This window comes from Pseudomonas sp. S34 (assembly GCF_009866745.1).
In the GTDB taxonomy this organism is placed as follows: Bacteria; Pseudomonadota; Gammaproteobacteria; order Pseudomonadales; family Pseudomonadaceae; genus Aquipseudomonas; species Aquipseudomonas jessenii.
This window is the reverse complement of the sequence record NZ_CP019398.1, coordinates 1954388-1979377: the sequence shown is the minus strand read 5'-3', so window position 1 is coordinate 1979377 and position 24990 is coordinate 1954388. Positions and strand designations below refer to the sequence as shown.

Below are 24990 nucleotides of genomic sequence, written 5' to 3'. Positions count from 1 at the left end.
CCGTTTTGTTCTTGATGCCTATTTCATGACCGGTATCGTCTGGACGACCTTGCGACTTGGCCAGTTATTGCCTCTAACAACGCTAATGGCGAGCGACTGCTTATCATCGGAAAAGCTGGCAATAAGATACGTTTGCTGAGAAGCCGAACCGCTAAGAAATACGGGCACATCACCAAAACGCTCAGATTTTCCCCAATCGAACCAGCTGCCGGCACCCCAGTGATCGTGTCCACCAAAAATCGCCGTCACCCGGTACGTTTCGATCATCTGCTGAAACCTGGCGATCTGCTCGCTCGTTCCGCTCCAGTCATACACCTTGTGCATATTAAGAATAATGATCTTGCCCTGCTGGCGGGCACTTCTTAAATCCCGCTCAAGCCAATCGAGTGCAGGCGTGATCTCAAAAGCGGTCGGCCCCAGTGGATTTCCGGACGAAAACTCCACAGCGTAGGTCGGTTCGTTATGCAACTGCACCATATGCACATCACCGAAGTTCTTCGAATAGGCAAGACTGCCATAATAAATTTTTCCCAGGCCTGAACTTCTAATTCCAAGATCCATTGAATCGGCCTTCCCCCAATAACGTTCCTTGAGTTCGACGATACTGCCCGCGGCGCAATTATTCAGAAAACAGTCGTCAACATTATTCGCGTAATCATGATTACCCAGCCCATAATCATAAATACCTTCAAGTTTCCTCTCGAATACCTCTTTCATATACGAGCGTTCACCACCATGACCGAACGCCGTGATATCGCCATTGATCATCACGGGTATACGGGATGCACCGCCATTGTGCCTCCTGAAGTCTGCAATGTCGGAATACTGCAACTCTACCAACTCCTTCGCCCGCGCATCGTTGCTTGGAAGTCCTTCATCGGTGAGATCACTCCAGGGGTACTGCGGATCAGAGACCAGAACCAGATGCTTCGGTGTTTCGGTTGCTGCAACGGCAAGGAGCAGGGGACATAGCAACGAGAATGCAGTCGCTACCAGCAGACCATATTTTCCATGTAAGTTCATAAAAATCCATTTCATCAATAATTAATAGTTACCCCGCAGTAGCGGCGTCCCGCCAGACACTAATCAACCACACAAATAAACCAAACAACAAAACCAATAGAGCAAATTTCCAGTCAATCCCAGCCACAACACCTGGTGTTTGCTGCGGAACCGAAGTATCCCTCCAGTGAAAAATCCGATAACAAAGAACACGAATCCGCAGCCGACAAGGAAGCGCGATCACTATGGCTGATCAACGCCCAGTACAGCAGCATCGCCGACTTCAGGAACCAACTTGGGGGAGCTGCCACCGTCCCGGTGATGATCAACGGCAACCTGACCGCTTCCGGGCATCCCGGAGAACGCGCCTACGTCCATTCGGTACTGCAAGACAAACTCAACAACCTTTACGACTATGGCCTGGGCAATCACGACTATGACTTCAATGTCGCAGCTTGCCCCGATTGCGCCGCCGGGAGCGTCGAAGACCTGAAGAATCGCTACTGGGGCAAAGTCGCCACCATGGACCTTTCCGCCAGGGCATCTGTTTTCACGAAGACCTGGTACGGCAACCTGGCGTATTCCAGGGACTACGGCGATGTTCACCTGGTCCAACTGCACAACGAGCCCACCTACTCCGTCAACTTTTCCACTCAGTCGCTTTCGCGACGCCATCGGAGGACCGGATGGCGTCGATGCCCGACAACCGGGCAGCTATACTGCGGATGTCAATTGACCTGCATCATGTTTTGTTACATTCGCTACACCATCCGCGGCCTTCTCCCAACGCGACCAAAGGTCGCACCCGCAGGCTAGAGCGACAGGCGTATCATTGCGCCACTGCAACACCCCTTTTTGACCGCGGTCGGCACGTACTGACCGAGGCATTTTTCCACTGCCGTGGGATGCAATGATGAGCAACCAGATTCCGGTACACGACGTCACTCCACCCACCAAGAACGCGAACAACAGCGTCGACCTCTACGCCTCCAGGGAAAAAATCTACACCCGCGCCTTCACCGGCCTGTTTCGCAACCTGCGGATGACCGGCGGAGCCCTGTTGTTCCTGCTGTATTTCGGCACGGTGTGGCTGGACTGGGGCGGTCATCAGGCCGTGTGGTGGAACCTGCCGGAGCGCAAGTTCTTCATTTTCGGCGCCACCTTCTGGCCTCAGGATTTCATTCTGCTCTCCGGCATGTTGATCATCGCCGCCTTCGGCCTGTTCTTCATCACCGTGTACGCCGGACGGGTCTGGTGCGGCTATACCTGCCCGCAAAGTGTCTGGACCTGGATTTTCATGTGGTGCGAAAAAGTCACCGAAGGTGACCGCAACCAACGCATCAAGCTCGACAAGGCGCCGATGAGCGCCAACAAGTTCGTGCGCAAGTTCAGCAAACACAGCCTGTGGCTGTTGATCGGCTTCGTTACCGGCATGACCTTCGTCGGCTACTTCTCGCCGATCCGCGAGCTGGTATTCGAATTTTTCACCGGCCAGGCGGATGGCTGGTCGTACTTCTGGGTCGGTTTCTTCACCCTCGCCACTTACGGCAACGCTGGCTGGTTGCGCGAACAGGTGTGCATCTACATGTGCCCGTACGCACGCTTCCAGAGCGTGATGTTCGACAAGGACACCCTGATCGTTTCCTACGATCCGCGCCGTGGCGAAGGCCGTGGACCGCGTAAAAAAGGTATCGACTACAAGGCCCAGGGCCTGGGTGACTGCATCGACTGCACGATGTGCGTCCAGGTCTGCCCGACGGGCATCGACATCCGCGACGGCCTGCAAATCGAATGCATCGGTTGCGCCGCCTGCATCGATGCCTGCGACGCCATCATGGACAAGATGGACTACCCGCGCGGACTGATCAGCTACACCACCGAGCACAACCTGTCCGGACAGAAAACCCATAAACTGCGCCCGCGCCTGATTGGCTATGCCATTGTGCTGCTGGCGATGATCAGCCTGCTGGTGACGGCATTCTTCATGCGTGCGCTGGTGGGTTTCGATGTCAGCAAGGACCGCGTGCTGTACCGCGAGAACGCCGAAGGCCGGATCGAAAACGTATACAGCCTGAAAATCATGAACAAGGACCAGCGCGACCATACCTACCTGCTCGAAGCATCCGGCCTGCCGGATCTCAAATTGCAAGGTCGACGCGAGATCAAGGTCGCGGCCGGCGAGATCGTCAGCCAGCCTGCCGAGCTGTCCGTTGCACCGGAAAAACTGCCGTCGAGCACCAACGAGGTGAAATTCATCCTCAAGGACGCCGATGACGACAGCGTCCACATTGAAGCCAAGAGCCGGTTCATCGGCCCACAGAATCGTTGAGAGAACTGAACATGCCCGCAGCAAATGCCGCAAGCCCCTGGTACAAGCACCTCTGGCCGTGGATCATCATCGGGATCCTGGCCTGCTCGGTGGCCCTGACCTTGTCCATGGTGACCATCGCGGTGAACAACCCGGACAACCTGGTCAACGACAACTACTACGAGGCCGGCAAAGGCATCAACCGCTCCCTCGACCGTGAGCTGCTGGCCCAGACCCTGAAAATGCGCGCCAGCGTTCATCTCGACGGCATGACTGGCGAGGTTGACCTGCGCCTGAGCGGCGACAGCCAGCCCAAGACCCTGGAGCTGAACCTGATCTCGCCGACCCAGCCGGAAAAGGATCGCAAGATCACCCTGACCCGCAGCGAAACCGAACAGGGCCGCTACATCGGCCAGTTGAGTGACAAGATCGAAGGCCGGCGTTTTGTCGAGTTGCTTGGCACTCAGGACGAGCACATCTGGCGCATGTTCGAAGAGGAACCGGTCAGCCATGACAAGGATCTGCTGCTGGGCGACGAACCGCTGCAAGGCGCGGAAGACCTGAAGAAGTAAAAAGCCTGCGCTTCGCGCTTCGCGAGCAGGCTCGCTCCCACAGTGGATTTGTGTTGATACTCAGATCAATGTGGGAGCGAGCCTGCTCGCGATGAGGCCCTCCCGGACGATGTAGACTTCACCTCATGATCACGCCACTCCCCTGCTACCACTGCGCCCTGCCCGTCCCGGCCGGCAGCCGCTTCACCGCTGCGGTCCTGGGGCAAACCCGCGAATTCTGCTGCCCAGGTTGCCAGGCCGTGGCCGAGGCCATTGTCGCCGGTGGCCTGGAAAGCTATTACCAGCACCGCAGCGAAGCCTCGGCCAACCCTGAAGCGCTGCCGGTGCAACTGGTGGATGAACTGGCGCTGTACGACCGCGCCGATGTGCAGCAGCCCTTTGTCCGCCACGATGGCGAACTGGCCGAAACCACGCTGCTGATGGAAGGCATCAGCTGCGCGGCCTGCGGCTGGCTGATCGAAAAACACCTGCGCACCTTGCCGGCCGTAGCCGAAGCGCGCCTGAACCTGTCCAACCATCGCCTGCACGTACGCTGGGCCGATGGGCAGTTGCCGCTGAGCCAGGTCCTCAGCGAACTGCGTCACATCGGGTACGCCGCACACCCGTATCAGGCCGACCGGGCCAGCGAACAACTGGCCAGCGAAAACCGCCTGGCCCTGCGCCAGCTCGGCGTGGCCGGTCTGCTATGGTTCCAGGCGATGATGGCAACCATGGCCACCTGGCCTGAATTCAACATCGACCTCAGCCCCGAACTGCACACCATCCTGCGCTGGGTCGCGCTGTTCCTCACCACCCCGATTGTGTTCTACAGCTGCGCGCCGTTTTTCAAAGGCGCCATGCGCGATCTGCGCACCCGCCATCTGACCATGGACGTTTCGGTGTCGCTGGCCATCGGCAGCGCCTACATCGCCGGGATCTGGACGTCCATCACCGGGGTCGGCGAACTGTATTTCGATGCCGTCGGCATGTTTGCCCTGTTCCTGCTGGCCGGGCGTTATCTGGAACGCCGCGCCCGCGAGCGCACCGCCGCCGCTACCGCACAGCTTGTAAATCTATTGCCTGCCTCGTGCCTGCGATTGACAGCCGATGGCCAGAGCGAACGCATTCTGCTCAGTGAACTGCGTGTCGGCGATCAGGTGCTGGTTCATCCGGGCGCCATTCTCCCGGCTGACGGCAAGATCCTCGACGGCCAGTCGAGTGTCGACGAGTCGCTGCTGACCGGCGAATACCTGCCGCAACCACGCACCCTCGGCGACGCGGTCACCGCCGGCACAATGAACGTCGAAGGCGCACTGACCGTCGAGGTCCAGGCCCTGGGCCAGGACACTCGCCTCTCGGCCATCGTTCGCCTGCTCGATCGTGCCCAGGCCGAAAAACCGCGCCTGGCGGAAATCGCCGACCGCGCCGCGCAATGGTTCCTGCTGTTGTCGCTGATCGCTGCCGCCGCGATTGGCCTGTTGTGGTGGCAGTTGGATGCCTCGCGAGCCTTCTGGATCGTGCTGGCGATGCTGGTGGCGACCTGCCCGTGCGCCTTGTCGCTGGCGACGCCGACCGCCCTCACCGCTGCCACCGGCACACTGCACAAACTCGGTCTGTTGCTGACCCGCGGCCATGTGCTGGAAGGCCTGAACCAGATCGACACGGTGATTTTCGACAAGACCGGCACCCTCACCGAAGGACGCCTGGCGCTGCGCTCGATCCGCCCCCTCGGCGCGCTCGACAGCGATCAATGCCTGAGCCTCGCTGCCGCCCTGGAAAACCGCTCCGAACATCCGATCGCCCGCGCTTTCGGTCGTGCGCCGACGGCTGCCGAAGAAGTCCACAGCACACCGGGCCTTGGCCTGGAGGGGCTGGTTGATGGGCGGCGTCTGCGTATCGGCCAACCGGGTTTTGTCTGCGAACTCAGCGGCGCCATGGTGCCATCGATGCCCGAAGAACCCGGCCAATGGCTGCTACTCGGCGACAGCGAGGGGCCGCTGGCCTGGCTCGTCCTCGATGATCGCTTGCGTGCCGATGCGCCCGCGCTGCTCGCCGCGTGCAAGGCGCGTGGCTGGCGCACGCTGCTGCTGTCCGGCGACAGCTCGCCGATGGTCGCCAGTGTGGCGGCGGAACTGGGTATCGATGAAGCCCGCGGCGGCTTGCGTCCGGACGATAAACTGCAGGTCCTGCAACAACTGCACAAGGAAGGTCGCAAGGTGTTGATGCTCGGTGACGGGGTCAATGACGTGCCGGTGCTGGCGGCTGCGGATATCAGCGTCGCCATGGGCTCGGCCACCGACCTGGCGAAAACCAGTGCCGACGCCGTGCTGCTGTCCAACCGCCTCGACGCGCTGGTGCAAGCCTTCAGCCTGGCGCGGCGCACCCGTCGGGTCATTATCGAGAACCTTCTGTGGGCCGGGTTGTACAATGGCCTCATGTTGCCCTTCGCCGCCCTCGGCTGGATCACTCCGGTATGGGCGGCGGTGGGCATGTCGATCAGTTCGTTGACCGTGGTGTTGAACGCGCTGCGCCTGACTCGCATGCCGAGCGCGCCCGCCCCCGGCACCACGCCAGAAACCCGCCCGTTGCCGGCCTGAGCCGCGCGGGCATGGAGTCCAGATGCCAGCTCTTTACGTGATGATTCCCGCTGCGCTGCTGATCGTGGCCATCGCCGTCTATATCTTCTTCTGGGCGGTGGACAGCGGTCAGTACGACGACCTTGACGGCCCGGCCCACAGCATCCTGTTCGACGACCAGGACCCGAACCACACTGCCGCCGTCGACGAAGCCAGCGGCCAACCGGCCAAAACGGACGACAAGGCCCCACCCCATGCTTGAATTGACGCCACTGCTGGTGTCTGCGGTGATCCTCGGCTTGCTCGGCGGCGGCCATTGCCTGGGCATGTGCGGCGGCTTGATGGGCGCGCTGACCCTGGCGATTCCCAAGGAGCAACGCAGCCGCCGCTTTCGTCTGCTGCTGGCCTATAACCTGGGCCGGATTCTGAGCTATGCCTGTGCCGGACTGCTGATCGGCCTGGCCGGATGGGCCGTGGCCAGCAGCCCGGCGGCGATGTTCCTGCGCATCCTCGCCGGCTTGCTGCTGATTGCCATGGGCCTGTACCTGGCCGGCTGGTGGAGCGGCCTGACCCGTATCGAAAGCCTCGGTCGAGGCCTGTGGCGGCACATCCAGCCAGTCGCCAACCGGTTACTGCCGGTGTCGAACGTTCCGCGCGCGCTGCTGTTGGGCGCGCTCTGGGGCTGGCTGCCGTGCGGCCTGGTCTACAGCACCTTGCTATGGTCGGCCAGCCAGGGCAACGCGCTGGACAGCGCATTGTTGATGCTCGCGTTCGGGCTCGGCACCTGGCCGGTGCTGCTGGCGACAGGCCTTGCCGCCGAGCGCATCACCGCACTGTTGCGCAAGCGCAGCGTGCGGATGGCCGGCGGGATGCTGGTGATGTTGTTTGGTATCTGGACACTGCCGGGACCGCATCAGCATTGGTTGATGGGGCACTAGATCGGCGGCGCGCCCATCGCGAGCAAGCTCGCTCCCACAGGAGAGTTGCTGTGTACACAAAACCTGTGGGAGCGAGCTTGCTCGCGATGAGGCCCTCACAAACGACAAAGATTCTGACCTTGATGCAAATCAAGATGCCCCACCCCGCCCTCGCATAAAGTGGCTGACACTGCCAGCCTATCCGGGGGAATGCCCGCATGATGCTCGACGCCATTCGTTGGGACACCGATCTGATCCGCCGTTATGACCTGGCGGGACCACGCTACACCTCGTACCCGACCGCCGTGCAATTCAACAGCCAGGTCGGCACCTTCGACCTGTTTCATGCCCTGCGCGACAGCCGCAAGGCTCAACGCCCGTTGTCGCTGTACGTGCACGTGCCGTTCTGCGCGAACATTTGCTATTACTGCGCCTGCAACAAGGTCATCACCAAGGATCGCGGGCGGGCGCAGCCGTACTTACAGCGCCTGGAGCAGGAAATCCAGTTGATCGCCTGCCACCTCGACCCCACGCAGAAAGTCGAGCAACTGCACTTCGGTGGCGGCACGCCGACCTTTCTCAGCCACGACGAACTGCGCCAATTGATGGCGCACTTGCGCAAACACTTCAATTTGCTGGACGACGACTCCGGCGACTACGGCATCGAGATAGACCCGCGCGAGGCCGACTGGTCGACCATGGGCCTGCTGCGGGAACTGGGTTTCAATCGGGTCAGCATCGGCCTGCAAGACCTCGACCCGGCCGTGCAACGTGCAGTCAATCGCCTGCAAAGCCTGGAAGAAACCCGCGCGGTAATCGATGCCGCCCGCACCTTGCAGTTTCGCTCGATCAATATCGACCTGATCTACGGCCTGCCCAGACAGACGCCGGAGAATTTCGCCCGCACCGTCGAGGAGGTCATCAACCTGCAACCGGACAGGTTATCGGTGTTCAACTACGCCCACTTGCCGGAACGCTTCATGCCCCAGCGGCGCATCAATAGCAATGAGCTGCCGACACCGGCGCAGAAACTGGAAATGCTGCAGCGCACCATCGAGCAACTGATCAGCGCCGGTTACCGCTACATCGGCATGGACCACTTCGCCCTGCCCGACGATGAGCTGGCGATTGCCCAGGAAGAATCGACCCTGCAACGCAATTTCCAGGGCTACACCACCCACGGCCATTGCGACTTGATCGGCCTCGGCGTGTCGGCGATCAGCCAGATCGGCGACCTGTACTGCCAGAACAGCAGCGACCTGAACCAGTACCAGAACGCGCTCGCATCCATGCAACTGGCCACCAGCCGCGGCCTGCTGTGCAATGCCGATGACCGGCTGCGGCGTGCGGTCATCCAGCAATTGATCTGCAATTTCAGTCTCGAATACGCTGACATCGAGCAGGCCTTCAACATCGATTTCCAAGGCTATTTCGGCGATCTCTGGCCCCAGTTGCAATACATGGCCAAAGACGGGCTGATCGAACTCGATCGCGACAGGCTCACCATCCTGCCCGCCGGGCGACTGTTGGTGCGCTCGGTGTGCATGGTGTTCGACGCGTACCTGGAACAACACAGTCGCCAGCGATTTTCACGGGTAATCTAATTCTGCAAGCTAGCGCCCCAGACTGGCCTCGATATCCTATGGTGAGTTACCCTTACGTCTTATGTGTGAATTCCCACAAGGATTGAAGAAATGTCCGAGCCAGTAAAACTGCGCGCTCATAATCAAGCCCATTGCAAGGATTGCAGCCTGGCCCCTCTTTGCCTGCCACTTTCGCTGAATCTGGAAGACATGGATGCGCTGGACGAAATCGTCAAACGTGGCCGGCCGCTGAAAAAAGGCGAATTTCTGTTCCGTCAGGGCGATACCTTCGATTCTGTCTACGCAGTCCGTTCTGGCGCCCTCAAGACCTTCAGCCTGAGCGACACCGGTGAAGAACAGCTCACCGGCTTCCACCTGCCCAGCGAACTGGTCGGCCTGTCGGGCATGGACACGGAAAAGCACCCTGTGTCGGCACAAGCCCTGGAAACCACCTCGGTGTGTGAAATTCCTTTCGAACGCCTCGACGAACTGGCCCTGCAATTGCCGCAGTTGCGCCGTCAGCTGATGCGGGTGATGAGTCGCGAAATCCGTGACGACCAGCAGATGATGCTGCTGTTGTCGAAAAAGACCGCCGACGAACGCATCGCCACCTTCCTGGTCAACCTTTCGGCACGTTTCCGCGCCCGGGGTTTTTCCGCCAATCAGTTCCGCCTGAGCATGTCGCGTAACGAAATCGGCAACTACCTGGGCCTGGCGGTGGAAACCGTGTCCCGCGTTTTTACCCGCTTCCAGCAAAACGAGCTGATTGCGGCAGAAGGCAAGGAAATCCGGATTATCGACCCGATCCAGCTGTGCGCCCTGGCCGGTGGCTCACTGGAAGGCTGAAACAAAACGTTGCGGCTGAGCGAAACGGTTCAGCCGCCGTTATACTGCGTCGTTTGCAGCCCTGCCAGGACACCACGACGATGGTCTTCGACTCCTTCGACATCAAATCCCTCATCCGCCCTGTCATCGACTTCCCGAAACCGGGTGTGATCTTTCGCGACATCACCCCGCTGTTCCAGTCGCCCACGGCCCTGCGCCTGGTGATGGACAGCTTCGCCCACCGTTATGTCGAGGCTGACTTCACCCATATCGGCGCGATGGACGCCCGTGGCTTCCTGATCGGTTCGGTACTGGCCTATCAGTTGAACAAGCCGCTGGTGCTGTTCCGCAAGCAAGGCAAGCTGCCAGCCGACGTGCTGGCCGAGGGCTATGCGACCGAATACGGCGAAGCCTTCCTGGAAGTGCACGCCGACAGCCTGTGCGAGGGGGATTCGGTGGTGATGTTCGATGATCTGATCGCCACCGGCGGTACCCTGATTGCCGCCGCCAACCTGATCCGCCGCATGGGCGCCCGGGTGCATGAAGCGGCGGCGATCATCGATCTGCCGGAACTGGGTGGCTCGCAGCGTCTGGAAGATATGGGCATTCCTACGTTCTGCCTGACGCAGTTTGCGTTGAGCGACAAGTAAGCGGCGCCTGTCAGACCGCCATCGCGAGCAAGCTCGCTCCCACATTCGACCGCGTTCTGTCAGGAAGAACGCAATCCACTGTGGGAGCGAGCCTGCTCGCGATGGCGTCAGTCGCCTCACCACATCACTTCAAAGCCCCATCTGCTTGCTGATGATCTCGTTCATCACTTCCCGCGTCCCGCCGCCAATCGACAGGATCCGGTTATCGCGATACAGCCGCTCCACCAGGCTCTCGCGCATGTAACCCAGCCCACCGAGTATCTGCACCGCATCGTTCACGATCCGGTCCGCAGTATCCGTCGCAAAATTCTTGGCCATGGAAATCTCCTTGATCACACTCTGCCCCGCCGCCATTTTCGCGGCCTGGCGGTAAGTGAATTCCCGGGACACTTCCAGCGCGGTCGCCATCTCGGCGAGGCGATGCTTGATCACCTGAAACTTGCCGATCGGTTTGCCAAAGGCTTCGCGCTGGCGCGCCCATTTCAGGCTCTCTTCCAGCGCCAGCTGTGCGGTCATGTTGGCCATCAATGCCAGGGCCAGGCGTTCGCTCTGGAAGTTGCCCATGATGCAGGCAAAGCCCATGTTCTCGGCGCAGATCAGGTTTCCTGCGGGCACTCGGCAATCATCGAAGAACAGTTCAGCGGTGTCTGACGCCCACCAGCCCATTTTCTTCAGCTGCCGTCCTACGGTGAAACCCGGTGTGCCCTTCTCGATCAGTAACAGGCTGATGCCACCGAAACCTGGTTCGCCCGTTCGCACTGCGACGGTATAGAAATCCGCGCGCACGCCGCTGGTGATAAAGGTCTTGCTGCCACTGACCCGGTAGAAATCGCCGTCGCGCACGGCACGGGTTTGCAGGTTGGCGACGTCGGAGCCACCGCCAGGCTCGGTGATGGCCAGGGCGCTGATCTTCTCTCCCGACAGCACCTGGGGCAGCACTCGATCCCGCACTTCGGGTCGTGCCCACTTGAGAATGGGCGGCAAGCCGATATCCAGCGACCCCAGGCCGGCAACCAGCCCGCCTGAGCCGCAGCGCATCAACTCTTCACTGGCGGCAACCTTGGCGAACAGATCCCCTTCATGGCTGCCTCCGTAGGCCTCCGGGTACCCGATGCCGAGAATCCCCGCCGCGCCGGCCTTGAGGTAGAGCTCGCGAGGAAAGCTTTCGGCTTCTTCCCACTGCGAGATGTCAGGAAGAATCTCGCGCTCGACGAAACGTCTGACGCTGTCGCGGACCAATTGGTGGCTGGGGTCGAAGTATTCCTGAAAGGCAGACATCGGCGAGCTCCACTGAAGGGGTCAGTGAAGTTAACCGAGCGCTTGCTTGGTTTTCAACAGGATTGTGTAAGTCAGGTGGACCGAGGCGCCCTTATCGCGAGCAGGCTCGCTCCCACAGGGTATTGCGGCGTACACAAAACCAATGTGGGAGCGAGCCTGCTCGCGAAGGCGTCAGCCCGGACAACACAAATTACAGGGTGATCGGCTTACGCCCGGCAAACGAATGCGCCAGCGTCCCGCCATCCACCAGCTCCAGCTCGCCACCCAGCGGTACGCCATGGGCGATGCGCGAGGCGATCAGGCCTTTGCTGCTGAGCAATTGGGCGATGTAGTGCGCCGTGGCTTCACCTTCCACGGTCGGGTTGGTGGCCAGAATGACTTCGGTGAAGGTGCCGGCCTCTTCTATCCGTGCCATCAACTGCGGAATGCCGATGGCTTCCGGCCCCAAGCCGTCGAGCGGCGACAGATGGCCCTTGAGCACGAAATAGCGCCCGCGGAAACCGGTCTGCTCCACCGCATAGACGTCCATCGGCCCTTCCACCACGCAGAGCAAGGTGTCGTCGCGACGGGTATCGGCGCATTGCGGGCACAGATCATCTTCCGTCAACGTACGGCACAAGCGGCAGTGACCGACCCCTTCCATGGCCTGGCTCAGGGCCAGCGCCAGGCGCGAGCCGCCGCTGCGGTCACGCTCGAGCAACTGCAACGCCATGCGCTGGGCGGTTTTCTGACCCACGCCTGGCAGAATTCGCAGGGCGTCGATCAGTTGGCGAATCAAAGGGCTGAAGCTCATGGTGGAAAAGTCCGACAAAACAACGAGACGCGGTTTATACCCGCGCCTCGGTTGAGCGTCAAATTGCAGCGTGAATTACTCAGTCCCGGGAAACCCGAACCACCAACTTGCCGAAGTTGCGCCCTTCCAGCAGGCCGATGAACGCATCGGGTGCCTGTTCCAGGCCATCGACCACGTCTTCGCGGAACTTCACCTTGCCATCGCGTACCCAGGGCGCCATGGCACTTAGGAATTCCGGCTGGCGATCACCATAGTCATCGAACACGATGAAGCCCTGGATGCGCACTCGCTTGGTCAACAGGCTGCGCTGCAACAGTGGCAGGCGATCCGGGCCGCTCGGCGCCTCATGGGCGTTATAGGACGCGATCAAGCCACACAGCGGAATCCGTGCCTTGGGATTGAGCAATGGCACCACGGCGTCGAATACCTTGCCGCCGACGTTTTCATAATAGATGTCGATGCCCTTGGGACAGGCTTGCGCCAGTTCATCGGCAAAGTCCGGGCTCTTGTGGTCGATGCAGGCGTCGAAACCCAACTCGTCGACCACATAACGGCACTTTTCCGCACCACCCGCCACACCGACCACGCGCAGCCCCTTGATCTTCGCCACCTGGCCGACCACCGACCCCACTGCCCCGGACGCCGCTGCAACCACCAGGGTTTCGCCGGCCTTCGGCTGACCGATGTCCATCAGGCCCATGTACGCGGTCATGCCCGGCATCCCCAGCACCCCGAGGGCCATCGAAGGGCTTGGCAGCGCGGGGATCGGAATGATGCTGCGACCGTCATTGATGCTGTGGCTTTGCCAACCGGTGGCACCGACCACCAGGTCACCTTCCTGAAACTTCGGATTGAGCGAACGCTCAACCCGGCTGACAGCGCCCCCGGTCATGACTTCGCCGATTTCCACCGGTGCGGCGTAGGACGGTGCGTCACTCATGCGTCCGCGCATGTAGGGATCCAGCGACAGGAAAACGGTCTTGAGCAGCACCTGACCGTCGGCCAGGTCCGGCAGCGTCACCCGCTCCATGCGGAAGTTTTCCGGCGTTGGCGCGCCCACCGGGCGAGAAGCCAGGACAATGCGTTGATTGAGGGTCATGGGGTCGGACATGGCAGCGTCTCCTGTGATCGATGAGGTTCAGTGATGTAGGGAGCAGACCTTTGTGGCGGTATGGCGTTCGATGTGTTTTCAGTTGGACCGCGGTGAATTCTTCGCGAGCAGGCTCGCTCCCACATTTGGAATGCAACCCCCTGTGGGAGCGAGCCTGCTCGCGATGGCGGCATACCTACCACCATCGACCCAATGGCCAGAAACAAAAATGCCAGGCGTTATGCCTGGCATTTTTGTAACTCATCTGCCGCCTGAAGGCGAATCAGAATGGCAGTTTCATGCCCGGCGGCAGTTGCATGCCGGCAGTCATGCTGCCCATTTTGTCCTGGCTGTTGGCTTCGATCTTGCGCACGGCATCGTTGACCGCGGATGCGATGACCGCTTCCAGCATTTCCTTGTCGTCTTCGCTCATGCCTTCGACCAGGCTTGGGTCGATGGTCACGCTCTTGACGTCATGACGACCGGTCATCACCACGGTGACCATATCGCCACCGGCCTTACCGGTGACTTCGGCGTTGGCCAGTTCTTCCTGCATCTTGGCCATTTTTTCCTGCATCTGCTGCGCCTGCTTCATCAGGCCGGCCATGCCACCTTTCATCATGGTAATCACCTCAAAAGTACTTGGATTAAAACAGCGCCCGGCCCATGCGACCGGGTGCCTTCAGTTATTAGCCCTGAGTGACCAGGGCGTCGACAGGTTCAATAGTATCGTTACGGACCACCGCACCGAACTGCTGCATCATTTGCTGGATGAACGGATCACCGTGGATCGATTCCTCCGCCTCGCGCTGACGGTTGGCGCGGCGGCGCGAAGCCGCTTGTGCCGGGGTTTCCTGCTCGGGCTTGATCAGCTCGATGCTCAGGGTCAGCGTGCGCTGGTGATACTGGTTCAGCGCATCGTTGAGGCGACGCTGTTGAGTGGCGTTGAACAAGGCACTGTGGGCCGGGTCCAGGTGCATCAGCCAATTGTCGCCATCGACCGCGATCAGCGTGCAGTTGGCGGCGATACTGCCGGTCATGCCGGAGATCGGCAATTTCGGGAACAGCTCCAGCCATTGCAGGGCCAGACCGGTGGCCGGCATCGCGGCGGGCTCAGGCTCGGGCTCCGGAGCCGGGTCGGCGGCATGCTCGCTGGCCAGCTCGTCGAGGTAACTGTAGGCCGAATCCATGTCCGGCTCGATGTAATCCTCGTCCAGCGGCGGCTCGTCATCCAGGTCCATGCCCGGCGTCGCGGCATCGACGTCGGCCACCGAAGGTTCCGGGATCGGCGCGGCGGCCCACTCCGGGGCGTCCGGCACCACGCTGTCCGGCGTCGGCAACGGCATTGGCGGTAATTCGGATTGTTCGCTGGCGGTTTCCAGCACCGGCTCTGCCGCCGGTTGCTGGACGGGCGCTGGCTCGACCGGGTCATTCCACGGCAGGTCGACAACCTCTTCGACCACGACCGCTTCAACCACAGGCACAGGCGCAGGTTCTGGCACAACGACCGGCGCAACCGGTTCCGGTGCAGGCGCTGGAGCTGCCACTGGCGCAGCCGCTATCGGGGCAACGACCGCAGCGACAACCGGCGCAACAACCGGCGCGGCAGCCACTGAGTTTGCGGAATCAACTGTGGCCTGGCTGATCCCCACTGGCTTTAGCGGTTGCCTCGGGGCATCCGCAGTGTCTGCGGGCCGGAACGCCAGCATCCGAAGCAACACCATTTCAAAACCGCCCCGGGGATCCGGCGCCAGCGGCAGGTCGCGGCGCCCGATCAGGCCCATCTGGTAGTAGAACTGCACGTCTTCGGCCGGCAACGCCTGGGCCAGTGCCAGCACGCGATCACGGTCGCCGTGACCGTTGTCGACACCTTCCGGCAAGGCCTGGGCGATGGCAACGCGGTGCAGCACATTGAGAATTTCCGAAAGCACGCCGTTCCAGTCCGGGCCTTGTTCGGCCAGGTGGCGGACGGCTTCGAGCAACGCCTTGGCATCGCCTTCGATCAGGGCATGCAGGACGTCGTAGACCTGCCCGTGATCGAGGGTCCCGAGCATCGCCCGCACGTCGGCGGCCATGACCTTGCCTTCACCGAAGGCAATCGCCTGGTCGGTCAGGCTCATGGCATCACGCATCGACCCGTCGGCGGCACGGCCCAGCAGCCACAGCGCATCGTCTTCGAACGGCACGTTCTCGACACCCAGTACGTGGGTCAGGTGCTCGACAACGCGTTCCGGCGTCATGTTCTTCAAGGAGAACTGCAAGCACCGCGACAGAATCGTTGCAGGAAGTTTCTGCGGGTCAGTGGTCGCCAGGATGAACTTGACGTAGGGTGGCGGCTCTTCAAGGGTTTTGAGCAGTGCGTTGAAGGAATGGCTTGAGAGCATGTGCACTTCGTCGATCAGGTAGACCTTGAAGCGCCCGCGGCTCGGGGCGTACTGCACGTTGTCGAGCAATTCGCGGGTATCTTCGACCTTGGTGCGGCTCGCGGCGTCGATCTCGATCAGGTCGACAAAGCGGCCTTCGTCGATTTCGCGACACACCGAACACTCGCCACAGGGGGTCGAAGTGATACCTGTCTCGCAGTTAAGGCATTTGGCAATAATTCGCGCGATGGTGGTCTTGCCGACCCCACGGGTACCGGTAAAGAGGTAGGCGTGGTGCAGCCGCTGGCTGTCCAAGGCATTGATCAGAGCCTTGAGCACATGGGTCTGGCCGACCATTTCGCGGAACGAGCGCGGACGCCATTTACGTGCAAGAACCTGATAACTCATCGAAAACCGTCGCAGCGAAGGAAGCAGAAGCGGCTAATGCTAGCGGAGCAAGGGACAAATTGCATCCGGTGCGCTCGTGTATTGTGGCTAAGCTGCACATCGGGGGCTTTTAACGGAGTGTTTATGCGGCTGGCCTTGGGGGCATTGCTGTTGATCAGCCTGGACGGCGTGGCTGCGCAAGCACCGCTGCGCTTCGTGATATCCGACAGCTGGACCATGCCCATGGTGCAGCTTGAACGGGGCAAACCGACCCAGGGCATCCTGTATGACGTGATGCTCAGCCTCGCGACCCAGGTCGGCGTGCCGGCCGAATTCCATGTATTGCCCCGCGGGCGGGTGGAAAACGCCATGGAGCAAGGCGAGGTCGATGTCCGCTGTTATGCCGCGCAATCGTGGCTGCCCGATCAGCCTGGCGATTATCTCTGGAGCATCCCGCTCTTCATTCAACCTGACGTGCTGATCACCCGGCATGCGCCGCCCGGCGCAGTCAACCCCGCCGACTTGCCGCAACAGCCCATTGGCACCGTGCTCGGTTACAGCTACCCGACCCTGCAACCGCTGTTCGACACCGGCCAACTGCAGCGCGACGACGCACGCAATCAGGAACAAGTGCTGGAAAAGCTCCTGGCCGGCCGCAATCGCTATGCCGTCAGCAATCAATGGAGCCTGGACTGGTTCAATCACCGCCTGCTGCCGGAGCAGCAACTGCAAGGCGTGGCAGTGCTGCAGGAAAACCAAATCGGTTGCTACGTTCGCAACGACCCGAAGATCCCGGTGCAGAGCATCCTGCGCACCTTGGCGCGGATGAAGATGTCCGGAGAGATCGATGAGGTTGTTCGGCTGTATATCGGTGGCGAGCCTACGGCTGTGGATAAACCGCAAACAGCGAAAAACCGCCCCGGAGAAGATCCTGGCAGCTAGCGAAAGTCTTAATTCAGAAAGATAACGCGAGAGAACACTCGCGTGGCGTTAAGGTGGTAACCCTACCAGCCACACCCCGGCACACAATGTCACCGCTGCGGCTGCTCCCTTCCAGGCCACCGAGGTGGCATGCAAGCATGCTCGCTGATCGTTGCGAAGCTTCTATATCAAGGGTTGTGGCGTTATTGGGTTGTTCCTTACTACTGTGTTCAAGGTGATCACAGGCCGTCAAAAAATCGGGGTGTAGCCAGCACTGTCACACTTTGCTGTCACACTTTGGTGTCACACCCATGGCCTACCTGATCAAGCGCGGGGCGCTCTACTACCTCAATCTCAAGCTGCCCAAGCACCTCTTCCCGAGGTGTCACACTTTACGTTTGAGCCTGAACATCCGGCAGCGGCAGAGCGCCCTGTTCCTCGCTGCTTCACTCGCCCAGCAAGTCCATAGCCACCTGAACGCACACCCCTTGGCAGACCTTCAGACGCTGCGTAGGCTGTGTTCGGAGTGGCGAGACTCTACCCCCTCACCAACGATCCAACCTGCTGTACGGAAGGCGCCAACTAATGCAGTGAAGCGGAACAGTGACGGCCCTACCCTTGCCACCCTGTCGAAGCTCTATATAGAAGAAGGGAAACGTGGTGGCACGTGGCGTGAGGTCAGCACGCACGAAGTCGAACGCTCATTACGAGATTTGTTCGAACTGATGGGTGACATGCCCGTTGAAGCATTTGACGTACAGCAAGCCCGACTATTGAAAGATCGTCTGAGTCGTTGCCCGCAATACTTCGGCCTACGTCCCGAGTACGAGGGCAAATCCCTGAAGCAGGTCGTTGAGTCTGGTGCCACCTATAAGACCATCACCGCCGTTACCGTGAACAACCGCCTTCGCAAGCTCTCTGCCTTCCTGAACTGGTGCAAGTCCAATGGGTACATTACGGACAATCCGCTGCTGGGGCTGAAGGTCATGACCGGGTCTGCTAAGGAAGCACGGCTGTCCTTTGATCGACACGATCTGACCACCCTACTGGATCTGTCTTTACTCAGAGCAGAAGCCCGCAAGCATCCGTGGCGTTACTGGTTGCCACTCCTGGGTCGGGCCACTGGGGCTCGGCTGGAAGAACTCTGCCAGTTACGTGTGGATGACTTCATCGAGCAACAGGGTCTCCAGTGCATCCGCATCGATGACAGCCGCGAAGGCCAGAACCTGAAGAACTCCAGTAGCAGACGTGTACTGCCCATCCACCCTGCTCTGATCAAGCTGGGACTACTGCTGCATGTCGAGTTAGTTCGGTCCACAGGAGCGGAACGGCTGTTCCCTGAACTGGAAGCCGTACGGGGGAAGCTGGGCCATGCTCCGTCGAAGTGGTTCGGTCGGTACAAGACCAAGCAGGGCATCACCGACCCGAGAAAGACCTTCCACAGCTTCCGCCACACCCTCATTGACGACCTGCGGGATGCTGGTGTGCAGGATTCGCTGATAAAGCGAATAGCCGGTCACGAGGACGGGGCGGTCACGTTTAGCATCTACGGCAGCCGGAGCCCACTGAAAGCTATGGCAGAAGCCCTCCAGCACATTCACATCACAGCCTGAAAGCCCACCTCCACCAAGCGTCAGCCCTCCTGCCCCCACCTAGGTTGTATATACCACTGGGTAGCTACCCATCTGGGTACTTACCCATTTGAGTACCTGCCTACGCCCTCCCTTACCCACGTGCGCGACTGCTTGGGTCCGTGAGCAGGCATGTACTTGTATAGGTAAGCCATTGAACCATTGATCACTCAAGCCATTGAACGATTGCTCAAGCAATCAATTGATCGATTGGTCACGCCCTTGGATGGGTACGTGAGGGCTTGAGTGGATACGCAATCGGGTGCGTGATTGCTTAACCACTTAATGAGTTAACGACTTAAGCAAGTAAGCAAGTAAGCAAGTAAGCAAGTAAGCAAGTAAGCAAGTAAGCAAGTAAGCAATAATTAAATCTCAAATAAAACAAACTAAACACAACTATTGACAAATGCTTTTCCACAACTAAAATACCGACCATCAAAAGCAATGTAGGCAAGCAACCACCAAGATAGAAAATTCAAATAAGCCAGAAACACAATATTTACAAGAAACATATAGCTCGGACTTCAGCTTCCAGCCAGCCATATAGCCTTACCCAACTTAAAAGACAGAACACAATAGCTCACCAATAGAGCTACGGTATTCTTTTATCAAAATAAACACACAAACGATCATATATAAAACATGAAACCCAGCAATCAGCAACGCAAAAAGAAAATTAGTAGCCAAGCAATGTACCCTTACATTGTCAGCGCTATCACTTCGCGGTACTGCGAAATAACCTACGGAGATGGACACTACCCAGCACTATACTTTCTGATAACGAGTGACGAGGAAATACTCGGACTTACAGATGACCCATCTGAAGGCGATTGTTATCATTGCACCGCCGCAAGCGAGGGAGACATAACTTTCATTACAGAGTTTCAGAAACATTGGCCTGATGCAAACCCACGATTCTGGGAGCTTCAACTTTATCGGAACTATGTAAAAGCCGGCTTCGAGCTCTATAAGATCCGACGAGATCATGAGGAAGAATGCACACTGCAACGCATAGAAAAAATCAAGGCCATAAAAATCTCACATTAAATTATTAATAAGTCGTTAAAAATGCCTCAAGCCACGCAACTCACCGCTCGATAACAAAATTACCTAACCTCACTTCAAGGGCGCCTCAGCACTCTCATGCTGCTGCGCCCAGTCCGAACCAAATCCTATGAAGATTATCAATACCCTAATTGCCCCCCCAGGAGCAGGAAAGACTACTTGGCTAATCAACCACCTTAACCAGAGTAAAGATTCAAACTCTATCCTTGCCTTCCCTACCAAGCTTCTTGCTGGCGAGGTGCAGCGGAGACTGACGAGCATTGGCCTAGAGTTCAACTCAATCAACAGCGATACTGTAGATGGATCAGTCGTTCAATGCTTAGAGGGTAACCTAATCAATCAGACTGACAGGATCATCATCTGCACACACGAATCTCTCAGGCTTATTAATCCAGACGCACTACAGGGGTGGCACCTATATATCGATGAGATTCCGGTGACGTGGGATTGCAACACTTGTAGCTTCACTAATTTATCGTATCGCAAGGTATTCGATAGAATCGTTGATATTGTCAGGATAGGTGATAAAGACAGAGTCAAAGCAAAAGACTCTTGCAAGCAATTGATCGATGACTTGGCGAGTGGGTTTGACTCGACGCTATCAAACGATGCATGCAAAGTACTGAAAGCTCTCCTAGACGATAGATATATAGTTGAGATTGATGAGCTTGACGCAAAGCAAAAGCGCACAATGAGAATAATCGGAGTCAAACACTACATACCTGCATTCGAGGCAGCAGAGACCACCGTCATCATGGGGGCTGAGATTCAGAAAACACTTCTAGGGGTTATTTTAAAAGGTGCTGGCTGGTCTATCATTCCTATCGATGCAACCCTTGACTTCACGGGTTACGGTAATGAAGTAATCATTCATCCGTTTTTTGAAAACAAAGCATACTCGAAGACGGCCGCTCTTATGAAAGGCGGGAAGATTCACCACGTTTACCAAGATGACTGCCTTCTTGATGCGTGGCTAAAGGTGGATGTATTCAGAATTATCGGTAGCAGAAAAGCGATCCTAGTAGCACATACTTGGTGTCAACCCGAGCTTCCAGTTCGGGAAGGTAGCGAATTCAGCAATATCAGCCGCATTAAGATTGACAATCGAGGGATAAATGATTATGACGATTACAGCATCGCAATCTGCCTTCAACATGGAAACATTACACCGATTGAGAATAGAAGCACACTTACTCTTGCGGGGCTTCTTTCTATTAAGAACGAGATTGAGGTGGCGGAGATAAAGAACGCCATCAAGTACGAGCGGTTTTACGAATCAACTATTCAGTCTGTTTGCAGGACAGCATTAAGGTCAAGAAGCCATAATGGTAAAATTTTGCTGTTCGTTCAAGACATCGACATTGCCAACTTTCTCAAGGAGAGGATTGGTGATTGCACCATCGATTGCACCTATTCTGAATTAGTTGTAGCGCCGACCTCGCCAGCAAAAACCAATAGAGAACAGCTTAAAAAGAAAGCTATTGAACTATGGGGGAAGGGGCATAACACTATACTCATTGCAGCACAGATAGGTAAGACAGATAGAACAGTGAGAAACTGGTTGAAACCTTATCGTCAATTGGAAGAGCTGAGTGAGGACGGATAAGTGGAAATTTTCTCTTAGAGATCTTTAAGAGATTTTTTCCGCTGTATCTGACAAGGAGACACTAAAGAAGCAATCATAATACCAAGTTACGCACTATTCCACTCATCGGTTGAACATGAGGCGTCTACGCCACGATTAACCAATGTTGAAGGATTAGCAGTTACTACTATGCTCACAAGAAATTAACCTGTGCCTGAGGCACCAGCTCCCTTGCACAATTCAGAGCAAAAGCGGGAGGGGGGCTCCCCCCTTTCTTCCCTGGGAGTATACAGTTGTTAATCGTGCCCCGAGGCACAGGCAGGAAGAATGGAGGTTACAGACTTCGAAGTCAATTATCCGTGACTGTCAGTCACCACATACCTGTACAGTTCAGATCAAAAGCGTGTGGGGCTTGTCTGCCACTACCCCACCGATTACATGTTACGCCGTGAGGCAAGATAACAATTTTATTCAGTAGGGTAGATAGGGGGCTCAGCCACCACCCTGCTCTTGATCTTGATGCTAACCATGCCGAGCGGCATAAGTTTATTATCGCATGACGGCAGAGCCATTACCGCTGGTGGCATAGGTCAGACCAACTTTGGTTCTACCCCGCTGGTGGGCGTGAGTGCCAGCAGAGTGGCTGACACCTCCGCTGGTGGATAGGAGAACGCAAATTTGCTGGCACCTCGATTACTAATCGCAGAACTAACCACTATCTAATCTCCAACGGGCGGCAATGCCGGTGCTGATACACCCTTACCCCCGCCTAACCCCCTGTTTACGGGACATCCGCTACAGGCGGGTTAAGCCAATGTCGCCACACGGCCCGTATCTCTCGCAAACTGGCAGAGTTCCCCGCATGACTACCTGGATTTCCGCCATGGCTCATAAGCCCCTGCAATGGAGGGCCTTGAAAGCAGGAAGTCCTGCATTGCTATAGGGGGATAGCCGCCTGATGAATCAAGAATGAGCCATCCTCGATGCCCCCAATAGTGGGGCCATCTCCCTCTGCCCGCCAGTGTGCGGGCCTTCTTATGCGTGCTGGAAAGCTTCGGTAACTCGACTCAAACTTGAGCCCAATCGATCATTCATTTGTGAATCATCCTCGATGTCCTCAAGGGTGAGGTTATCGCTAGCCTACCATTTGTCTATAGCTATCCGAGATGGCGATAAATAGTCGTGCATTCCTATCACTCACCAGTTGGTTGGTAGTTAAATGATATGTTATCGTTAGGCTATGGCAAATCAAGACAAAGGATAAAACCATGATCAAGGCCCATCTCTACCTTCGTGCTTCGACTAGCGATCAGGACGCAGAGCGAGCTAAACAGTCCCTGCTGGACTTTGCCCAGGGCAAGAGCCTGCAAGTGGCAGGCATCTATTCAGAGAACATCAGCGGCACCAAGCTGGAGCGTCCTGAGTTGTCTCGCCTGCTGGCCTCGGCGTCGGCTGGTGATGTGCTGCTAGTGGAGTCGGTAGACCGCCTGTCTCGCCTGACGATGGCTGAGTGGGATTCTCTGAAGTCCACGATCAAATCTAAGGGGCTGCGTCTAGTTGTTGCTGATATGCCGACCACTCACGAGATGCTTACTCTGAAAGATGATGGTGACATTGGCACCCGCATAATGCAGGTTATCAATGAGATGCTGGTGGACCTGATGGCAACAATGGCCCGCCTAGATCAAGAGAAGCGGGTAGAGCGTATCAAGCAGGGACTGGATAACAAGCGTGCCCGTGGCGAGAAGGTCGGAGGCAAGGGCCGCAACCAGAAGAAGTGGGATCAGGTAGCCGATCTGCTCAAACGTAACGGCAATACTATGGAAGAGATAGCTAAGCTGGCTGATGTGGGTATCGCCACTGTGTACCGGATCAAGAAGGAATTGACCCTCTAAGGCCATAGGAAGCGATTCCAGCAACGCTACGCCCTTCCTGGGTATTCAGGAGCGACCACGACATAGCCGCCTACGGGCGGCCTTTTCATGCCTGTCATATTTTGAAATCGTAGCCGCTGACAGTGGGTTGGCACGGGAATGGCTCTTAACCTCGACCCACACTTAGCGGGATTTCCACCGCTCCCCCCAGTGCCTCTCTGATATTTTCGCCACAGACTCACGGGCGATATTTACCCCTAGGGCAAGTGCCGGTTTGAAAAATCTGGGGTATCGGTGGATTTTGAAATGTGGCTTACAACCGACAGAAAACGACCAGTTTCTACCGTCACAGAAAGCAACAAGCGACTCACTAGGGTCAGTCGCGGCGACTAGTAAATCAGCGACAACTCTGAACCATGCCTAGCCGAGATTCGCGAACCAAATTGTTGCGAAGGGGAGCAACTGGACTATCTTAGACCGGGCAAGCCTTTCACCTATCTACGATGAGAATATTCAAGTGGAAAATTCGGATACTACCCTCGATGAGGCAGTCATTCCCAACAAGTACGTCGCGTTCTGCGATGTCCTCGGTTTTTCGCACGCGGTTGAAAACGAGTTCGAAACAACAATTAGATTGTACAAAGAATTCAGCAAACGCATGGCCGAATGGCCATTTCCCGAGAAGGCTACTGTCGCCGTCTATTCTGATTCAATTCTCATAGTGTGCGACGAGTTGCCTCCGCTTCTGTATGCAGTTCAAAGTTTATGGTTTGCCACTCTCACTCAGAATTGGCTGATTAGAGGCGGGATTGCTTATGGAAAATACTGGGAAGACAGGAGTAATGGGAACCTCTTCGTGGTCAGTGACGCCCTGGTGAGGGCTGTACGCTTAGAGGCAACGGTAAAGATTCCTGGTGTTGTTGTATCACCTGAAGTCGAAATCCCCCTAGGTACATGGTTCGCTCGATTTCGCGATGGTCCGTTCGCGGCGCCACTCTTACATTTTGAGGGACTTAACGTGGTCAATCCATTTAACATTTATTGGTTCCGATCAGCAAAAAACCGGGTTCAACAGTTGAAAGATCAGTTCCCACAACACTCTGACAAATATGACTGGTTTCTAAAATTGGCAGACCAAGTTGAAGCTAACGAGCCATTGATTCCTGAGCTGGCGCTACAAGAGCTCCTTGCGAAAGGAATTATTGGACCTACAAACAACGAAGACGAGTGAAACAAAAAGCCGTGCTGGTCAGGTCGAACGCAAACAATTGGGCGGGGCTTGGCGACTACCCACCCAGTCCTAGCCAGCGGCTAGTTGATCTAGGCTTACGGCACCATCACTCAAGGAGATACCCATGGCAGATAATTCAGAAGCCAACATCGCCACAGCGGATGCACTGACGTTACTTCTACACAACCAGCACGCCATATGTGCGGCGATAGAAGAAGTCATCAAGTGGCTCTCTGACAATGGAGTGGGGAGTGTTGCTGCTAACGCTACAGCGGCTTTGGAAACGCTGGACATGAATGCACGGGAAATCACAGATGCGATTATGCGGATACGACAACCGTAGGCATCAATCAGCCCTTC

The 24990-nt window shown here is 57.4% G+C and carries 21 protein-coding genes; 15 read left to right on the top strand and 6 right to left on the bottom strand.

The features are described from left to right. Window positions 1-18 precede the first annotated feature (18 nt). Window positions 19-1023, bottom strand: coding sequence for a metallophosphoesterase (locus PspS34_RS08755; protein WP_159389582.1), 1005 nt, complete (start codon window positions 1021-1023; stop codon window positions 19-21). Window positions 1024-1158: 135 nt separating this feature from the next. On the opposite strand from PspS34_RS08755, the gene PspS34_RS08750 reads away from it, so the two are divergent. From PspS34_RS08750 to PspS34_RS08710, 9 genes are all read left to right on the top strand, one after another. Continuing rightward, complete coding sequence (locus tag PspS34_RS08750; RefSeq protein WP_178122799.1) at window positions 1159-1818, top strand: hypothetical protein; 660 nt, start codon at window positions 1159-1161, stop codon at window positions 1816-1818. A gap of 97 nt (window positions 1819-1915) precedes the next feature. Then, on the top strand, window positions 1916-3331 hold the full coding sequence (ccoG, locus tag PspS34_RS08745; protein WP_090454077.1) for a cytochrome c oxidase accessory protein CcoG: 1416 nt from the start codon (window positions 1916-1918) through the stop codon (window positions 3329-3331). An 11-nt stretch (window positions 3332-3342) separates the two neighbouring features. Further along, window positions 3343-3882 carry a FixH family protein gene (locus PspS34_RS08740; RefSeq protein WP_057715675.1) on the top strand — a complete coding sequence of 180 codons (540 nt, stop codon included), beginning with the start codon at window positions 3343-3345 and terminating at the stop codon, window positions 3880-3882. Window positions 3883-4007: 125 nt separating this feature from the next. Further along, on the top strand, window positions 4008-6458 hold the full coding sequence (locus tag PspS34_RS08735; protein WP_159389581.1) for a heavy metal translocating P-type ATPase: 2451 nt from the start codon (window positions 4008-4010) through the stop codon (window positions 6456-6458). 22 nt (window positions 6459-6480) lie between these two features. Then, on the top strand, window positions 6481-6699 hold the full coding sequence (ccoS, locus tag PspS34_RS08730; protein ID WP_056721958.1) for a cbb3-type cytochrome oxidase assembly protein CcoS: 219 nt from the start codon (window positions 6481-6483) through the stop codon (window positions 6697-6699). Continuing rightward, a complete protein-coding gene (locus PspS34_RS08725) occupies window positions 6692-7375 on the top strand; it encodes a sulfite exporter TauE/SafE family protein (RefSeq protein ID WP_154946542.1) in 684 nt (227 codons plus the stop codon). The genes ccoS and PspS34_RS08725 overlap by 8 nt, the downstream gene beginning before the upstream one ends. A gap of 200 nt (window positions 7376-7575) precedes the next feature. Next, complete coding sequence (gene hemN / locus PspS34_RS08720) at window positions 7576-8958, top strand: oxygen-independent coproporphyrinogen III oxidase (protein ID WP_159390381.1); 1383 nt, start codon at window positions 7576-7578, stop codon at window positions 8956-8958. A 90-nt stretch (window positions 8959-9048) separates the two neighbouring features. Beyond that, a complete protein-coding gene (fnr, locus tag PspS34_RS08715) occupies window positions 9049-9783 on the top strand; it encodes a fumarate/nitrate reduction transcriptional regulator Fnr (RefSeq protein WP_046041331.1) in 735 nt (244 codons plus the stop codon). Between the two features lie 80 nt (window positions 9784-9863). Continuing rightward, complete coding sequence (locus tag PspS34_RS08710; RefSeq protein WP_008057870.1) at window positions 9864-10412, top strand: adenine phosphoribosyltransferase; 549 nt, start codon at window positions 9864-9866, stop codon at window positions 10410-10412. Between the two features lie 129 nt (window positions 10413-10541). Here the strand turns inward: PspS34_RS08710 and PspS34_RS08705 are convergent, their stop codons facing one another. From PspS34_RS08705 to dnaX, 5 genes are all read right to left on the bottom strand, one after another. Then, window positions 10542-11690, bottom strand: a complete 1149-nt coding sequence (locus PspS34_RS08705) for an acyl-CoA dehydrogenase family protein (RefSeq protein WP_159389580.1) — start codon at window positions 11688-11690, stop codon at window positions 10542-10544. 190 nt (window positions 11691-11880) lie between these two features. Further along, window positions 11881-12483, bottom strand: a complete 603-nt coding sequence (recR, locus tag PspS34_RS08700; protein ID WP_057396224.1) for a recombination mediator RecR — start codon at window positions 12481-12483, stop codon at window positions 11881-11883. 79 nt (window positions 12484-12562) lie between these two features. Then, window positions 12563-13594, bottom strand: a complete 1032-nt coding sequence (locus PspS34_RS08695; protein ID WP_159389579.1) for an NADP-dependent oxidoreductase — start codon at window positions 13592-13594, stop codon at window positions 12563-12565. 262 nt (window positions 13595-13856) lie between these two features. Further along, window positions 13857-14195, bottom strand: a complete 339-nt coding sequence (locus tag PspS34_RS08690; RefSeq protein ID WP_007971455.1) for a YbaB/EbfC family nucleoid-associated protein — start codon at window positions 14193-14195, stop codon at window positions 13857-13859. Window positions 14196-14262: 67 nt separating this feature from the next. Further along, a complete protein-coding gene (gene dnaX, locus PspS34_RS08685; protein ID WP_159389578.1) occupies window positions 14263-16344 on the bottom strand; it encodes a DNA polymerase III subunit gamma/tau in 2082 nt (693 codons plus the stop codon). A gap of 123 nt (window positions 16345-16467) precedes the next feature. Between dnaX and PspS34_RS08680 the strand changes: the two genes are divergently transcribed. From PspS34_RS08680 to PspS34_RS08655, 6 genes are all read left to right on the top strand, one after another. Further along, complete coding sequence (locus PspS34_RS08680; protein ID WP_159389577.1) at window positions 16468-17265, top strand: transporter substrate-binding domain-containing protein; 798 nt, start codon at window positions 16468-16470, stop codon at window positions 17263-17265. 290 nt (window positions 17266-17555) lie between these two features. Next, entirely contained in the window at window positions 17556-18857 is a 1302-nt protein-coding gene (locus tag PspS34_RS08675; RefSeq protein WP_159389576.1) for a site-specific integrase, read from the top strand. A gap of 1192 nt (window positions 18858-20049) precedes the next feature. After that, entirely contained in the window at window positions 20050-21546 is a 1497-nt protein-coding gene (locus tag PspS34_RS08670) for a hypothetical protein (RefSeq protein WP_159389575.1), read from the top strand. A gap of 1250 nt (window positions 21547-22796) precedes the next feature. Next, window positions 22797-23420 (top strand): recombinase family protein, encoded by a 624-nt coding sequence (locus PspS34_RS08665; RefSeq protein ID WP_159390380.1) that lies wholly within the window; start codon window positions 22797-22799, stop codon window positions 23418-23420. A gap of 496 nt (window positions 23421-23916) precedes the next feature. Continuing rightward, a complete protein-coding gene (locus tag PspS34_RS08660; protein ID WP_159389574.1) occupies window positions 23917-24630 on the top strand; it encodes a hypothetical protein in 714 nt (237 codons plus the stop codon). A gap of 124 nt (window positions 24631-24754) precedes the next feature. After that, entirely contained in the window at window positions 24755-24973 is a 219-nt protein-coding gene (locus PspS34_RS08655; protein WP_159389573.1) for a hypothetical protein, read from the top strand. The last annotated feature ends 17 nt before the right edge of the window (window positions 24974-24990 follow it).